Here is a 16,004-nt window from a genome sequence, read left to right on the forward strand (position 1 = left end):
CTCAACTGGAAAGATACGCCTCCCGGACGTCCCTTCTGCTGAGTTTGCCGGTCGGGGTGCGCGGCAGCGACTCGCGGTATTCGATCACCCGGGGGTGTTTCAGCCGGGCCAGCCGGGGCGCGCAGTGCCGCAGCAGCTCCGCGGTCAGGTGCGCGCCGCCCGTCACGCCCGGCACGGGCTGGACCAGCGCCACGACCTTGTGCCCCCACTCGGGGTCGGGCACGCCGATCACCGCGACGTCGGCCACCGACGGATGTTCGAGCAGCGCGGCCTCGATCTCGGCGGGGTAGATGTTGACGCCGCCCGAGATGATCAGGTCGGTCCTGCGGTCCAGCAGGAACAGGTAGCCGTCGGCGTCGAGGTAGCCGATGTCGCCCGGGGTGTAGGCGGCGCCGCGCATGGCCGAGGCGGTCTTGCCGGGATCGCCGTGATACTCGAAGCGGTTGATGCCGCCGATGTAGACCGTCCCGGGCTCGCCGGGGGCCGCCTCCTGGCCGTCGTCGCGGATGATCGTGAAGGCCATCCCGTCCAGGGCCCTGCCGACCGTGCCCGGCCTGTCCAGCCACTCCTGGGACGACACCATCGTCGCCACCGCCGCCTCCGTCGAGCCGTAGTACTCCCACAGGACGGGACCGAGCCAGTCGATCATCGCCTGCTTGGTGGCGGGCGGGCAGGGGGCGGCGCCGTGGTAGAGGTGGGTGAGGGAGGACAGGTCGTAGGTCTCCCGGTCCGGCACGGCGAGCAGCCGGTGGAACATCGTGGGCACCATGAACGCGTTCGTCACCCGGTGCCGCTCGATCAGCGCCAGCGCCTCGGCGGCGTCGAACCGTTCCGGCGCCACGATCGAGTGGCCGAACTGCAGCGCCATCATCGCCTGGCCGTAGGGGGCCGAGTGGTAGAGCTGCGAGCACACCAGGTGCACCCCCTCGGACGGCAGGCCGAAGTGCCGCCAGCTCTTGCGCATCAGGATGGGGTAGAGGTCCTCGGGCGTCAGGTCGAGCAGCCGGCGGCGCACGCCCTTGGGGCGGCCCGTGGTGCCGGAGGTGTAGAGCATCATCGAGCCGGCCCGGCGGTGCTCGGGCGCGGTGTCCGGCCGGCCGTCGATCAGGTCGGCGACCGTCAGCGCGCCGGGGGAGACGACGACGTCGGCGCCGCAGTCGGCGACGATGTAGTCGATCTCCTCGGCCGTGAAGTGCCAGTTGACCGGCACCAGGTAGGCGCCGATCTGGTAGGTGGCCAGCATCATGGTGAGGGCGTCGAGCCCGTTCTTCAGCACGGTCACCACGGCGCCGCCCGGCCGGACGCCGCGCGCGACCAGGCCGTGGGAGGCTCTGTTGGCGCGGGCGAGCAGTTCGCCGTAGGTCGCGCCGGCGTCGCCGAGCAGGGCGGGACGGTCCGGGTCGGCGGCTGCGATCTCGTAGAAACCCCTCATGTCCGCAGACCATACAGAATTTGATTCTGCTGGGGGAATAGAGGAATTATCCTGCTCTTCGGTGACGTAACCTCAAGGCCATGGCGGACGTCGGCGACGAGAGCTCAGCACAGGACACCCAACCTTTTCGCAAGGTCGTCGTGCCGCCCGCCGAGCAAGCCGTGCCGCCCGCCGAGCAGACGGTCAAGATCCCGCGCCCGCCGCGCCCGGGGGCGTCCCAGCCGTCGGGACCGACTCCGCAACCGTCGTCCGGCCCGCAGCCGCCGTCCGGCCCGCAGCCGCCGTCCGGCCCGCAACCGCCATCCGGCCCGCAACCGCGTCCCTACCCTGGGCCGCCGTCGGGCCCGCAGGTGCGCCCGCAGCCTCCGTCCGGCCCACAGGGACGCCCGCCGCATCCGCCGGGCGGGAACCCGCAGTTCCAAGGCGGCGGCCCGCAGGGGCTGGGGCAGGGCGTCGCCCGCGGGGCTGGACAAGGGGCGGGGCAAGGACTCGCGCAAGGGCCGCAGAGGCCGGGGCCGCAGGGGCATGCGCAGGGGCCGGGGCCAGGGCTCGTGCAGGGGGCGGGGCAGGTTCACGCGCAGGGGCCGGGGCAGCGGCCAGGGCAGGGGAGGGCGCCGCAGCATCAACCCGTGCAGGTGTGGCCACCGGGAGCGCCCGGGTCGCCTCAACCTCAGCCCCATCAGGCCCAGCCCCAGGCCCGGCCCCAGGCCCAGGCCCAGCCTCAGCCTCAGCCGGGCTTCGCCGGTCCTGTGACGCCGGTTGTTACCAAGCCGCACAAGCGTGGCATCGGGGACATCCCCATCCGCGCGATCTACCTGATGGGCGCCATCCTCGTCACCGTCACGGCGGTGCTGCTGATTTTCGTCGTGTTCTCCGGCGACGTGCCCACGACCGGCGACCCCGCCGGGACGACGGTCTCCGTCGCCCCCGTGCCGGCCGCGACCGCCACCCCGACCGCCTCCCCGACCCCCAGCGAGACGCCGGTCGCGCTCCCCTCGGTGCCGGCGAGCAAGGCGTTCCCCACGTTCCCGGGCAAGGCGTCCGTGGTGAGCGGGATCATCTCCGACAAGACGAGCGGCATCAGCTACCCGCGCCTGGCCGCGCCCTGGGACGCCAAGTCGTTCGCGCCGTTCACCGTCGCCCAGCGCATCGGCAAGGTGGCGGCGCCGTACACCGTGATCGCCTCGGCCATGTTCCCCGGCGACGCCCCGGCGAAGAAGCCCTCCAAGGATGCCGACTACCGCGAGATGGCCGTCCGCGCGGCCCGCTGGGCGCTGCGTACGCAGTATCCGGCGGGCGCCGAGCTGACCTCCTGGACCGGGTCCGCGAAGGTGCCGGTCGGCAAGGGCTGGTCGCTGGGGTACAAGGTCACCTACGTCTCGGGCGGCAAGACGGAGACCGCCCAGGCCGTGGTGACGGTCGTCGAGGTGGGCAAGACCAAGCCGGCGCTGCTGCTGGCGTCGATTCCCGAGAAGAACAAGGCGCGATGGGCTGATTTGAACACACTCCTCCAGCAGGTACGTCCCCTCTAGGCCAGAAGCATGCTCTAGAATATGGTTCTGGGCATCGGGTACTGACTTTGACCTGGCTGGAGGATGAGCAATGGCGATCGGATTGAGCGAGGAGCACGAGGCGCTCCGCGACTCGGTGAGCGGCTGGGCCGAGCGGAACATCCCCTCGGAGCTGCTGCGATCCGGGTCGGACGAACGTCCGCCCTTCTGGCCGGGCCTGGCCGAGCAGGGGCTGCTCGGCCTGCACCTGCCCGAGGAGTCCGGCGGGTCGGGCTACGGGCTGCTGGAGGCGGCCGTCGCCGTCGAGGCGTTGGCCGAGAAGCTCGCCCCCGGCCCGTACGTGCCGACCGTGCTGGCCAGCGCGGTCATCCACGCCTCCAAGCGGCACGACCTGCTCGAAGCCCTCGCCGACGGCACGCTGACGGGCGCCGTCGCGCTGTCCGGCTCGCTCACCGGCTCCCGTGCCGACGACGGCTCGCTGGTCGTGTCCGGCACGGCGGACCCGGTGCTGGCCGGCTCGCTGGCCGACGTGCTGGTGCTGCCGGTGACCACGTCCGAGGGCGAGGAGTGGATCGCCGTCGACGCCTCGGCCGTCACCGTCACGCCGGTCCGGTCGCTCGACCTGACCCGGCCGGTGGCCAAGGTGGAGCTGTCGGAGGCACGCGTGCCCGCCGAGCGCGTGCTCGACGGCGTGGAGAGCCCCGACGTGCTCAACCTGGCCGCGATCCTGCTCGGCGCCGAGGCCGCCGGGCTGGCGTCCTGGTGCGTCACGGCCGCCGCCGCCTACGCCAAGGTACGCGAGCAGTTCGGCCGTCCGATCGGCCAGTTCCAGGGCATCAAGCACAAGATCTCCCGGATGCTCGTCGCGCTTGAGCAGGGCCGCGCCACCGTCTGGGACGCCACCAGGGCCGAGGGCCGTGAGCTGGAGTACGCCGCCGCCGTCGCCGGGGTGATGGCCCCCGACGCGGCCGTCCAGTGCGCCAAGGACGCGATCCAGACGTTCGGCGGCATCGGCTACACCTTCGAGCACGACGTGCACCTGTACTACCGGCGCGCCCTCACCCTGCGCGCCCTGCTCGGCTCGTCGGCCGAGTGGGCCGCCTCGGTGACCGCGCTGGCCCTGCAGGGCGTCGGCCGCGAGATGGAGATCGACCTGCCCGAGGGCGCCGAGGAGCTGCGTGAGGGCATCCGTGCGGAGATCGCCGAGATCGCCCGTCTTGAGGGCCAGGAGCAGAAGCGGGCGCTGGCCGACCGCGGGTTCGTCATGCCCCACCTGCCCAGGCCGTGGGGCCGCGCGGCCAAGCCGCTGGAGCAGGTGCTCATCGCCCAGGAGCTCAAGGCCGCCAAGGTCAGGCTGCCCGCGATGATCATCGGGGCCTGGGTGGTGCCGTCCATCGCCGTGTACGGCACGCCCGAGCAGCAGGAACGGTTCCTGCCCAAGACGCTCAGCGGCGAGATGATCTGGTGCCAGCTCTTCTCCGAGCCGGGCGCCGGGTCCGACCTGGCCTCGCTGCAGATGAAGGCGGAGAAGGTCGAGGGCGGCTGGCGGCTCAACGGCCAGAAGATCTGGACGTCGGTCGCGCACGTGGCCGAATGGGGCATCTGCATCGCCCGCAACTCCTCCGAGGGCACCAAGCACGAGGGCATCACGTACTTCCTGGTGGACATGAAGGCGCCCGGCGTCACGGTCCGGCCGCTCACCGAGATGACCGGCGAGAACCTGTTCAACGAGGTCTTCCTCGACGACGTCTTCGTCCCGGACGACCTGGTCGTGGGCGAGGTCGGCGACGGCTGGAAGGTGGCCCGCAACACGCTGTCCAACGAGCGCGTCTCGCTGTCGTCCGGATCGGGCGGCACCGGCGCGTCCGTGCCCGACCTGCTGGGGCTGATCGGGCGGCTCGGGCGCGAGCTCACGCCGGCCGAGGAGCAGGAGGTGGCCCGGGTCGTGTGCGAGGGGCACTCGATCAACGCGCTGTCGCTGCGGGTCACGCTCAAGCAGCTTGCCGGGAACGAGCCGGGCGCCGACGCGTCCGTACGGAAGCTGCTGTCCACCTCGCACGCCCAGCACGTCTCCGAGACGGCTGTCGGCCTGCTCGGCGCGCAGGCCGTGGTGGCGGCCGACATGAAGCTCGGCGACGCCGGCTACTGGAACCGGGCGGTGCTCGCGACCAGGGCCATGACCATCTACGGCGGCACCACCGAGGTGCAGCTCAACATCATCGGCGAGCGCATGCTCGGCCTGCCCCGGGACCCCGAGCCCGGCAAATAACACATGTGAGGCGTCGGCGGCTAATCTCCCTTGTGCCCGGATCGCCGGTCCTGGCACGAGGGAGAGGCGGTGTCACGGTGCGCGAAGGCCGTGCGGGCCGCTGGGGGCCGGCGGCGCTGGGGCTCGGGCTGGCGGTGCTGGCGCTCGGCCCGGCGCTGGGCTGGGGGCTGGTGCTCCGGTACGACCTGCTCTTCGTGCCCGATCCGCCCCTGTGGCCCGACCGCGGCGGCTTCCCCCGGGCGGTGCCCAGCGACCTGGTCGTGGCGCTGCTGTCCAGGGCGTTGCCCGTGGAGATCGTGCAGAAGGCGGCCCTGGTCGCCGTGTTCGTGCTGGCCGCGACCGGGGCGGCGGCGCTGGTGCCGCCGGAGCGCAGGCTCGCCCGGCTCGTGGCCGCCGCGTTCTACGCCTGGAACATCTACCTCGCCCAGCGGCTCATGCTCGGCCAGTGGGCCCTGCTCCTGGGCGTGGCCGGGCTGCCGTGGGCGATCCGCGCGCTCACGCGGGAGATCCCCGGAGGGGTCGCCCGGTCCGGGCGGCTGGCGGTGGCGTTGCTGCCCGCGGCGGTGGGCGGGTTCCAGGCGATGCTGGTGTCCTGGCTCACCCTGATGCCGATCGCCGTCGCCCGGCGCAGGGCGCCGGTCGCCGCCGGGGTGCTGGTCGCCTACAGCCTGCCGTGGGCGGTGCCCGCGCTCGGCTCGGGCGCGGTGACCGATCCGGCGGGCGTGGACGCGTTCGCGGCCCGCGCCGACGGGCCCTTCGGCGTGCTGGGCAGCCTGCTCTCGCTCGGCGGCATCTGGAACGCCGAGGCCGGGCTGCCGGGCCAGGAGGCGTGGTGGACGGCGACCGCCCGGCTCCTCCTGGTCCTCGCCGGCCTGTACGGCTACGCCCGCCTGCGCGCGGCCCCCGAGCGGCCCGCCTGGTGGGGCGGCCTGGCGGTGGCGGCGGCCGCCGGGTTCTGCGTCGCCGGGCTGGGCGCGTTCCAGCCGGGGCGCGAGGCGCTCAAGTGGCTCGTCGCCCTGTGGCCGGGGTTCGGGCCGCTGCGCGACGGCCAGGTGTACCTGGCTCCGCTGGCCCTGCTGACGGCCGTCGGCCTGGCCTCGGTCCTGCGGTCGGGCGCGCTCGCGCTGGTCGGGGTGCTGGCCCCGGTGCTGGCCCTGCCGACGTTCGCGCTGGGCGCGTTCGGCCGGCTGGCGGCGGTGACGTACCCGGCGGAATGGACGGCGGTCCAGCGGATCGTGGACGGCGACCCCGCGCCGGGCCCGCTGGTGTCGCTGCCGTGGGGCGCCCACCGGGCCTTCGCCTGGAACGGCGGCCGGGTCGTGCTCGACCCGGCGACCAAGCTGTTCCGGCGCCGGGTGCTCTGGGACGACACGTTGCTCGTCGGCCTGCCCGGCGGCGGACGGCTGCGGGTGCGCGGCGAGGACCCGCTGAACCGCCTCACCGGCGACCTGCTGGCCGCCGGCGCCTACGGCGAGCTGCCCGCCCGGTATCTCCTCATGGCCGCGGGCGAGAACGGGTTCCCGTCGGCGCCGCCCGGCTGGAGAACGGTCTTCGACGGCGAAGAGCTGCGCTTGCTGCGGCGTTGACCGGCTGTTTCATGATGTACCGGAGAGTAACTTGCTTTATCACGGTTTGACCAATGTTATGGATTCAAGACGAAACACGTTCTAGTCTCGGCACACCGCGTCACCGGAAGGAAGGGAGAGCTTCGTGTTGCGACTTCTCGTGGCCCTGGCGATAGGAGCCCTGCTGGCGGTCGGAGCCTCCGTCGCGGTGGTCAACGTGGCCTCACCGTCGCTCACCCCGCCCAACCAGCCGCTCTACAACTACGGCACCAGGTGATCCATCCCGCTTGACGCGGGGCCATACACAGCGAGCACGGAGTGTGGCTCCGCCATGCCCGCATGCCCGCCGACGAGGAGTGATGGTGGTCTTTACCGGTGAGCGCAAGGCGGACACGGCACGGCTGATCGAGCCGCGGACCAGCGACGCGACGGCGGAGGAGCGGCCACTCGCGGGCGTCCGCGTGGCGATGCTCAACTTCCGCGAACCCTGCCAGTCCACGGCCGGCGGCGCCGAGGAGTACGCCTGGCAGGTCAGCCGGTTCCTGCTGACGCAGGGGGCCTCGGTCGTGTTCGTCACCGGCCGCCAGCGCGGGCAGCGCCGCGCCGAGGTGCTCGACGGCGTCGACCTGCGCAGGATGGGCAACCCGTACCTCGTCTACCTGCTGGTGCCGCTCTGGCTGCTGATCCACCGGCGGCGCGTGGACGTCGTCATCGACACCATGAACGGCATCCCGTTCTTCTCCCCGCTCGTCGTCCGCCGCCGCACGCCCGTGATCAGCCTCGTGCATCACGTCCACGACCGGCAGTTCCACGCCTTCCTGCCCGCCTGGCTGGCCCGCATCGGGTGCTTCGTGGAGGGCGAGGTGGCCCGGCTGGTCTACCGGCGCTGCCTGACGGTCACCGTCTCGGAGTCGTCGAGGCGCGACCTGGCCACGAAGCTGCGCTGGCTCGCGCCGGTCACCGTCGTGCCCAACGGCTGCGCCGAGCCCGCGCGCAGCGAGCCGCCGGCCGCCGCGGGCGAGCCCGCCCTCGTGTACGCCGGCCGCCTGATCGGCCACAAGCGCATCGAGCGCGTCGTGGACCTGGCCGCCGAGCTCGGCGACGCCTGGCCGGGCCTGCGGGTGCACGTCGTGGGCCGCGGCCCCGAGCACGACGCCCTGGCCGCCCGGATCTCCGCCCGGGGCCTGGACGGCCGGGTCGAGCTGCACGGCTTCCTGCCCGAGCCGCGCAAGAACGCCCTGCTGGCCGCCGCCCGGCTGAACGTGACGGCCTCGGAGTTCGAGGGCTGGGGCCTGACCGTGATCGAGGCCGCCGCGCTCGGCGTGCCGACCGTGGCCTACGACGTGGCCGGGCTGCGCGACTCCGTGCGGGACGGCGTCACCGGCTGGCTCGTCCGGGACGGCGAGAGCCTGGCCGAGGTGACCGGCCGCGCGCTGAAGGAGCTGGCCGACCCGCGGCGGCGGGCGGAGGTGGCCGCGGCCTGCCGCGCCTGGGCCGGGGAATTTACGTGGGCCCGAACTGGGGCTAACATGACCGGACTTATCCTGGCGAAACTCCAAGATTGCGGCGGAGCCCCTCAGTGACCCAAGCCTCGCCTGGACCCCCGGGGGAACGCGGGGACTCCACCGTCGAGAGCTACGAGGCCCGGATCAGGCACAGGCTGCGGCTGCTCGCGTCCTGTCTGCTGCTCGGCGCCATCGCGTTCAACACCTCGACCGAGAAGATCATCCCCGAGACGAAGCTCGACATGGCGGTCAACCCGCTGGGCTTCCTCGGCCGGGCGCTGCACCTGTGGGACGGCGCCTACTTCGGTCACCTGCAGAACCAGGCGTACGGCTACCTGTTCCCGATGGGCCCGTTCTACGCGATCTTCCTCAAGCTGGGCATGGAGTCGTGGGCCGTCCAGCGGCTGTGGATGTCGCTCGTGCTGTGCGTCGCCTTCCTCGGCGTGGTCCAGCTCGCCCGCGCGTTCGGCGTCGGCGGCCCGCACACCCGCGTCCTGGCCGGCTTCGTGTACGCGCTCGCGCCGCACGCCCAGGCGCTGATCGGCATCAACTCCTCGGAGTTCCTGCCCAGCGCCGTGCTGCCGTGGATCCTGCTCCCGCTGGTCAAGGGGGCCAAGGGCGAGCTGACGCCGCGCCGGTCGGCCGCGCTGTCGGCGTTCGCCTTCCTGTTCTGCGGCGGCGTCAACGCGGTGGCCGAGGCGGCCGTGCTCGTGGTGCCGACGGTGTACCTGCTGACCAGGCGCGGCGGGCCGGTCAAGCGCCGCCTGATCGCCTGGTGGCTGCCGCTGGTGCTGCTGGCCTCGCTGTGGTGGGCCGTCCCGCTGCTCACCCTCGGCGGCTACATCTTCTCCTTCCTGCCCTACATCGAGACCGCCACCGCGACGACCGGCGTGACGTCGCTGGTCAACGCGCTGCGCGGCACGTCGAGCTGGCTCAGCTTCCTGACCGTGGACGGCCAGACCTGGCTGCCCGACGCCCACCAGCAGTCCACCGTCCCGTGGCTGATCGTGGTCACCGCCGTCGTGGCCGCGCTCGGCCTGGCGGGGCTCACCCTGCGCCGGCTGCCCGAGCGGCCGTTCCTGCTGATCAGCCTGCTGTGCGGGGTCGCGATCATCACCACCGGCCATCCCGGCACGCCGCACGAGCAGTTCATGGTCGGGCTGCTCGACGGCCCGCTCGCCGCCTTCCGCAACCTGCACAAGTTCGACGCGCTGATCCGGCTGCCCGTCGCGCTCGGCCTGGCCGGGCTGCTCTCACTGGCCCGGCCGCGCCTGCGCACGCCCCTGACCGTGCTGGCCGCCGGCCTCGTGACCCTGTCGGGCCTGCCCATCCTGTACGCCGGCCTCGCCCCCGCCGGCGGCTTCACCGCCATCCCCGACTACTGGCGGCAGGCCATCACCTGGCTCAACCGCAACGCCGGCGACGGCATGGTGCTGGCCGTGCCGGGCGCCAAACGCGGCGAGTACCTGTGGGGCCGCCCCCTCGACGAGCCGCTGCAGGCGCTCTCGCAGGCCCGCTGGGCCACGCACACGATCGTGCCGTGGGGCTCGGCCGGCATCTCGCGGCTCATGGCCGCCGTGGACGACCGCCTGGCCACCGGCAAGGGCTCGCCGGGGCTGGCCGCCACGCTGCGCCGGATGGGGGTGTCGTACCTGGTCGTCCGGAACGACCTGGACCGGGCGACGATCGGCACGGCCTGGCCGGTCCGGGTGCACCAGGCGCTGGAGGACTCGCCCGGCGTCTCGCTCGTGGCCCGGATGGGGCCGGGCGTCGGCATCGCCCAGTACGGCCGGGCCGCCGCCTGGCTGGACCAGCCCTACCCGGCCGTCGAGATCTACCGCGTGGCCGGCGCCGCGCCGCTGGTCGGCACCGTGGACGCCACCCGCCCGCTGCGCGTCGGCGGCGCGCCGGAGTCCGTGCTCTCCCTGGCCGAGCAGGGCCTCCTGGACGACGACCGGCCCGTCCTGCTGAACGACGACGCGGGCGTGGTCAAGGTGCCCGCGCACGACACGATCCTGACCGACACGCTGCGCCGCAGGGAGGTCGCCTTCGCCGACCTGCGCCGCAACGCCAGCGCCACGCTCACCGCGGACGAGCCCCTGCGCGGCAGCTCGCCCTCCAACGACCTGCTCGACCCCGGCTGGGCGCGGTACGTCTCCACGGCCGGCCTCACCGGCGTCGCGGGCGTCACCGCCTCCAGCTCCGAGGCCGACGTCGGCGCCGCGGCGAACAGCCGCGAGCCCGGCCACCAGCCCTTCGCCGCCCTGGACGGCGACCGGCGCACGAGCTGGCGCTCCACCGGCTGGAACGGCGCCGTCGGCGAGTGGCTGGAGGTGACCTTCGCCGAGCCGCTGACGATCCCCACGATCCAGGTGGCGTTCGAGAACTCGCCGATCGGGCCGCCGCCCAGCGAGGTCGTCGTGGAGACCGGCGCCGGCGCGCTGCGTCAGAAGGTGCGCGCGACCGCCGACCCGCAGGAGCTGGCCGTGCCGAAGGGCCCGGTCGAGCGGCTGCGGGTGAAGGTCGTCGCCACCGCGTACGAGCCGGCGAACCGCCTCGGCGGCCGGGTCGGCATCACCGAGCTGGACATCCCCGGCGTCCGGCCAGGACGCTCGATCGTCGTGCCCGACCCGCGCGAGGACACCGGCGAGCCGGCCACGATCTCGGTCGCCAGGACCGGCGACGTGCCCGGCTGCGTCCGGGGCTCGGCCGCCTGGAGCTGCGCCAAGGGCCACGAGGTGCTGGGCGACGACGGCAACGGCTTCGACCGCTCCTTCGTCACCGGCAAGGACGGCGCGTACGGCATCTCGGGCCGCGCCACGGTCACCGACCGCGCGACGATCGAACGCCTCAGCACGCTGCCCGGCGACTCCCTGAGCGTGCGCGCCTCCTCCACCGCGGTGGACAGCGGCGCGGCGGGCGGCCGCTGGGCCTTCGACGGCGACCCGAGGACGGCCTGGTTCGCCGACCCGCTCGACCCCAGGCCCACGCTGAACGTCGAGCTGGCCCGCGAGACGAAGCTGTCGCAGATCCGCGTCATCACGCCCGACTCCTACCTCGGCGCCCCTCCCGTCCGGGTGACGATCCGCGCCGAGGGCGGCGTCCGGCAGAGCTGGGTCGGCACGGACGGGCTCGTCCGCTTCCCGGAGATGAAGGCCAGGAAGGTGGCGCTGGAGTTCGGGGCGTCCGGCGGCCGGCCGATCGAGATCAGCGACGTGGCCTTCCCCGGCGTGCGGCCGCTCGGCGCGCTGACCGGCTTCAAGCTCACGCTGCCGTGCGGCTTCGGGCCGACGCTCACCATCGACGGCAACGAGGTGCACACCGCCGTCACCGGCGGCACCCTGCACGACGTGGTCACCGGCCGGCCGGTGACCTTCGAGACCTGCGAGCGGCTGCAGCTCGTGGCCGGTCCGACCCGGCTGTCGGTGCGGCCGGGGGAGTCGTACCGGGTCGAGTCGGCGGTCGTGCGGCACGAGCCGGGCAGCCCCGCGGCCGGGCCCACCGTCATGCGGCGCACGCCGGTCACCACGTGGGCGGCCGGCGAGCGGGTCGTCGAGGTGAACGTCCAGGACGACGCCTACCTGGTGGTCAACGAGAACTTCAACGCCGGCTGGAAGGCCACGCTGGGGGCCGCGGCGCTCAAGCCGGTCCGGCTCGACGGCTGGCGGCAGGCCTGGTTCCTGCCCGCGTTCACGGCCGGGACGGTCAGGCTCACCTACGAGCCGGACGAGCCGTACCGGGCCGGGCTGGCCGCGGGCGGGGCGCTGGCGCTGCTCGTCGCCGGGCTGGCCCTGGTGGGCAGGGGCCGGCCGGGACGCCATCTGGCGCCCGTCCTGGCCGCCCGGCCACGGGTCCGGCACGTCGCGGTGTTCGCCGTGGCGCTGGGCTACTGGGTCGGCGGGCCGGCGGGGGCGGGCGTGGCCGGGGTGGCGTTCGTGCTGGGCGCCTGGTCGCGTCCGCTGCGGGAGGCCGAGCATCTGCGCGGGCGGCGGCGCTGGACCCTGCTGCTCGGGCCGCCCGGCGGGCTGGCGCTCTACCTGGCCGCCACGGTCGCGGTGGCGCTCGGCGCGGGCGGCCTGTGGGCGCAGCTGCTCTGCCTGCCGCTGCTCGGGCAGCTCCTCGTCGAGGTGGCGGCCAGGCGCGCGCCGGCCCGGCAGACCACCGTACCGATCACCGTCGCCGCCGGCGGCCCGACCATGACGAGTGTTCCGTGACCGACACGATCAAGCCACGTCCGGGGACGGTGATCACGGTGCCCGGCCCGGTGGCGCGTGCCGCCCGCTGGGTCCGCCGCCACGGCGTCCTGCTGGCCGGGCTCCTGCTCGTCGCCGCCGCGGTGGCGGGCAAGGCGGCCGTCGTCCAGGAGGCGTACTTCAAGGAGGACGACTACGAGTTCGTGGCCAGGGCGATGGAGAGCGACCTGTCCTTCGACTACCTGACCCGGATCCACTTCGGCCAGTTCATGCCGGGCGGCTTCCTGGTGGCCTGGCTGGTCTCCCGGCTGCACCCGTTCGACTGGGGGTGGGCGGCCGGCACGGTGCTGGCGCTGCACGCCCTGGCCGCGCTGGGCGTGCTGCGCATGCTGCGGGTGATGTTCGGCAGGCGGCCGGCGACGCTCGTGCCGCTGCTGGTCTTCCTGCTCGCGCCGGTCACCGTGCCCGCCCTGGCCTGGTGGGCGGCCGGGCTCAACACCGTGTTCCTCCAGGTCGCGCTGCCCATGGCGGTCGCCTCGCACTGGCACCACCTGCGGACGGGCCGGCTGCGGCACGCCGTGGCCGCGGCGCTGTGGGTGCTGGTCGGGCTGCTGGGCTTCGTCAAGGGGTTCGCGCTGCCGCTGCTGCTGTTCGCCCTCACCGCGATCTACCACGGCGGCCTGCGCGCCGCGCTGCGCCGATACCTGGCCGCCTGGGCCATGTACGCCACCGTGCTGGTGGCCTTCGGCGCGCTCTACGTCCAGCGGTCCTTGTCGGCGCCGAACACCGGGGCGCTGCCGATCTTCGACCAGGCCCTGGGCTTCCTGTGGGAGCTGCTGGGCAAGACGTTCGCCACCACCGTGCTCGGCGGGCCGTGGCGGTGGTTCGCGGGCGGCGACTGGGGGGTGGCCTCGCCGCCGCTGCCGCTGGTGATCGCCTCCCTGGTCGTCCTGGCCGCGCTGGTGGCGGTCACCAGCCGGTACCGCAGGCGGGCCGTCCTGGCCTGGGCCACGCTGCTGGGCTACCTGCTCGTCGCGGACGCGCTGCCGGTGTTGTGGGGACGCGTGCACCTGCTCGGCTCGTTCGTCGGCACCGACACCCGGTACGTCGCCGACGCCGTCCCGCTGCTCGCGCTGGTCGTGGGCCTGGTGCTGCTGCCGCTGCGCGGCGAGGCGGAGCCGTACCGCAGGGCGCTGCCGGCGCGGGAGCGGGTGACCGGGGCGGCCGGTGCGATGCTCGGGCTGTTCGCGGGCGCGTCGCTGGTCACGGTGACGCTGTTCGCCGGGTACCTGGGGGCCGAGCGGCGGCACGACTACATCGAGACCGCCCGCGCCGAGCTGGCCAGGGCGGCCCCCGACAGCGTGATCTACGACCGGCTGGTGCCGACGGAGGTGCTGCCGAACTCGTACCGGGCCTACAGCCTGACCTCGCGGGTGCTGGGCGCGCTGGCCACGCCCGCGCTCAGGGCCAGGATGCAGGCGCCGCCCGCCGCGCTCGACGGCCTGGTCTTCGACGACCAGGGCCGGCTGCGGCCGGTGGACGTGCAGGGCATCCCGCTCGTGCCCACCACCCGCGACCGGTGCTGGCCGGTGACCGGCGGGACCGTCCAGGTGCCGCTGGACAACCGCGTCACCCGCGTCGAGGGCACCCTGGTCAGGCTGGGGTACGCGGCCCGGTCCGACACGACGGTCACCCTGTGGATGGGCGACCGGGCCACCGACATGAAGCTGCGCGCCGGCTTCGGCCGGGTGTTCGTGCTGGCCGTGCCGGGCGCGGACCGGATCGTCGTGCACGACGTGCCGCCCGGCCTGTGCCTGGGCGACGTGACGCCGGGACAGGCGGTGCCCCGGCCGTGACCGCACCGAGCCGAAGGAGTCTCGCGCTGGTGCTGGCCGCCGTGGGGGCCTTCCTGCTGACGCTCATCCCGCTGAGCCGCCTGTACGTCTACGACCGGGTGCTCAAGGCCCCCCTGGAACAGCAGAGCATGACCAGGGCGACCGCCGAGTCGGCCACGTACGTGGACCCGGCGACCATGCGGCAGACGACCGGCGACCTGGTCCAGACCCGGTGGCTGATCGGCGACGTGCTGGCCGGCGACGACGACCGCGCGGTGTGGGGCGAGTCGGTCTCCCTGGCCACTCGCGACGGCCACCGCCTGGACTACCACGAGCGCCGCCTGGCCTTCGACCGGCGTACCGGCGAGATCGTGAACTGCTGCGGCGAGTACCTGGACGAGGACGTCTCCGTCCGGCAGACCGGGCAGGCCTTCCGCTGGCCGTTCAATGCCGAGCGCCGCGACTACCCGCTGTTCGACCTGCGCCTGCGCCGCCCGGTCACGGCCGTCTTCGACGGGGTCGAGCGGGTGCGCGGCGTCGAGACCTACCGCTACGTCCAGCGCACGCCGCGCCAGCTGGTGCCCGGCGAGACGCCGCCGCTGCCGCGCCGCCTGCTCGGCCTGCCCGGCAAGGGCGACGTCGGCCTCGGCCGCTACGCCGAGATCCGGCGCACGTACTGGGTCGAACCGGTCAGCGGCCTGCCCGTCAGGACGCTGGAGGAGGTGACCGAGACGCTGGTCACCGCGGACGGCCGGGGCCGCCTGACCGCACTCGACGCCGACTTCCGCACCGCCGAGCCGGACGTCGCCGCGGCCCTGGCGACGGCGGCCGCCTACAAGCGCTGGATCCTGCTGCTCGGCACGGTGGCGCCGATCGGCGGCGGCCTGCTCGGCGCGGGCTGCGTGGCGGCCGCCCTGTGGTTGTCGCGGCGGCGCTCACCTGCGGCGCAGGACGAGGAGCAGGTTCCAGGTGACCAGCTCGCGGATGCCAGGTAGGTGGACGACGTGCCTGGCCCAGCGTGGATGGTAGCGGGGGATCGCGTCGAGGACCTCCACGTCGCGCCTCCTGCGCGCCCAGGCCAGCGGCTTGGCCACGCCGATGGCGTACATGCTCTCGCCGAAGACGTTCTTGGGCGGCTTGCCGTGGGTGCGGGCGTAGCGGCGGGCGGCGTAGTGGCCGCCGAGGTAGTGCCAGGGGGAGGTCTCGTGGCCGCCCCAGGGCGAGAACCAGATCGTGTACGACAGGTAGACCACGCCGCCCGGCCGGGTCACCCGGACCATCTCGTCGGCCATCCGCAGCGGGTCGGGCACGTGCTCCAGCACGTTGGAGGAGAAGCACACGTCCACCGAGCCGGTGGCCAGCGGCAGGTCGAGCGCGCTGCCGAGCACGGCGTCGCGGGGCGGCACGCCGTCGCGCAGGCGCATCTCACCGGCGTCGCAGTCGACGCACAGCGGCCGCGCGCCGACCGCGCGCAGGGCGTCGGCGAAGTAGCCGGGGCCGCCGCCGATGTCGGCCACGGTCGCGCCGGCCAGGTCGGTGTAGGTGGCGAGCTGGGCCACCGTGTCCCTGGCCAGGGTGCCGTAGAAGAAGTCGGGGTCGCTCTGCTCCAGACGGAAGGCGCGCAGCAACCGGACGGATCTGCCGAGATCCGCTCGGAACGGTTCGGTGTCCACGGCGCGGAGCTTACTGCAGTG

10 protein-coding genes are annotated in these 16,004 nt (G+C 73.8%); 8 read left to right on the forward strand and 2 right to left on the reverse strand.

All coding sequences use genetic code 11. The features are described 5' to 3' along the window. Position 1 precedes the first annotated feature (1 nt). Positions 2 to 1,432 carry an AMP-binding protein gene (locus AB0J71_RS09730; RefSeq protein ID WP_364413594.1) on the reverse strand — a complete coding sequence of 477 codons (1,431 nt, stop codon included), beginning with the start codon at positions 1,430 to 1,432 and terminating at the stop codon, positions 2 to 4. A 749-nt stretch (positions 1,433 to 2,181) separates the two neighbouring features. On the opposite strand from AB0J71_RS09730, the gene AB0J71_RS09735 reads away from it, so the two are divergent. From AB0J71_RS09735 to AB0J71_RS09770, 8 genes are all read left to right on the forward strand, one after another. Further along, complete coding sequence (locus tag AB0J71_RS09735; RefSeq protein ID WP_364413596.1) at positions 2,182 to 2,964, forward strand: hypothetical protein; 783 nt, start codon at positions 2,182 to 2,184, stop codon at positions 2,962 to 2,964. A gap of 70 nt (positions 2,965 to 3,034) precedes the next feature. Next, on the forward strand, positions 3,035 to 5,212 hold the full coding sequence (locus tag AB0J71_RS09740; protein ID WP_364413598.1) for an acyl-CoA dehydrogenase: 2,178 nt from the start codon (positions 3,035 to 3,037) through the stop codon (positions 5,210 to 5,212). A gap of 77 nt (positions 5,213 to 5,289) precedes the next feature. After that, positions 5,290 to 6,798, forward strand: a complete 1,509-nt coding sequence (locus AB0J71_RS09745; protein WP_352321738.1) for a hypothetical protein — start codon at positions 5,290 to 5,292, stop codon at positions 6,796 to 6,798. A 124-nt stretch (positions 6,799 to 6,922) separates the two neighbouring features. Further along, positions 6,923 to 7,054, forward strand: coding sequence for a hypothetical protein (locus AB0J71_RS09750; protein ID WP_260477562.1), 132 nt, complete (start codon positions 6,923 to 6,925; stop codon positions 7,052 to 7,054). Between the two features lie 82 nt (positions 7,055 to 7,136). After that, a complete protein-coding gene (locus AB0J71_RS09755) occupies positions 7,137 to 8,360 on the forward strand; it encodes a glycosyltransferase family 4 protein (protein ID WP_352321740.1) in 1,224 nt (407 codons plus the stop codon). Continuing rightward, positions 8,357 to 12,496, forward strand: a complete 4,140-nt coding sequence (locus AB0J71_RS09760) for an alpha-(1->3)-arabinofuranosyltransferase (RefSeq protein WP_364413600.1) — start codon at positions 8,357 to 8,359, stop codon at positions 12,494 to 12,496. Before AB0J71_RS09755 ends, AB0J71_RS09760 begins: the two co-directional genes overlap by 4 nt. After that, positions 12,493 to 14,331 (forward strand): hypothetical protein, encoded by a 1,839-nt coding sequence (locus AB0J71_RS09765; protein WP_364413602.1) that lies wholly within the window; start codon positions 12,493 to 12,495, stop codon positions 14,329 to 14,331. Before AB0J71_RS09760 ends, AB0J71_RS09765 begins: the two co-directional genes overlap by 4 nt. After that, a complete protein-coding gene (locus AB0J71_RS09770; protein WP_364413604.1) occupies positions 14,328 to 15,305 on the forward strand; it encodes a DUF3068 domain-containing protein in 978 nt (325 codons plus the stop codon). The genes AB0J71_RS09765 and AB0J71_RS09770 overlap by 4 nt, the downstream gene beginning before the upstream one ends. Here the strand turns inward: AB0J71_RS09770 and AB0J71_RS09775 are convergent. Beyond that, positions 15,246 to 15,983, reverse strand: a complete 738-nt coding sequence (locus AB0J71_RS09775) for a methyltransferase domain-containing protein (RefSeq protein ID WP_352349378.1) — start codon at positions 15,981 to 15,983, stop codon at positions 15,246 to 15,248. The two genes, AB0J71_RS09770 and AB0J71_RS09775, sit on opposite strands and share 60 nt — an antisense overlap. Between the last annotated feature and the right edge of the window lie 21 nt (positions 15,984 to 16,004).

The organism is Nonomuraea sp. NPDC049637 (assembly GCF_040675235.1).
Taxonomy (GTDB): domain Bacteria; phylum Actinomycetota; class Actinomycetes; order Streptosporangiales; family Streptosporangiaceae; genus Nonomuraea.

What these genes read in the sequence shown, in the direction of transcription:
- AB0J71_RS09730 (WP_364413594.1), bottom strand. Translation starts at nt 1,432, where the DNA reads ATGAGGGGTTTCTACGAGATCGCAGCCGCCGACCCGGACCGTCCCGCC.
- AB0J71_RS09755 (WP_352321740.1), top strand. Translation starts at nt 7,137, where the DNA reads ATGGTGGTCTTTACCGGTGAGCGCAAGGCGGACACGGCACGGCTGATC.
- AB0J71_RS09740 (WP_364413598.1), top strand. Translation starts at nt 3,035, where the DNA reads ATGGCGATCGGATTGAGCGAGGAGCACGAGGCGCTCCGCGACTCGGTG.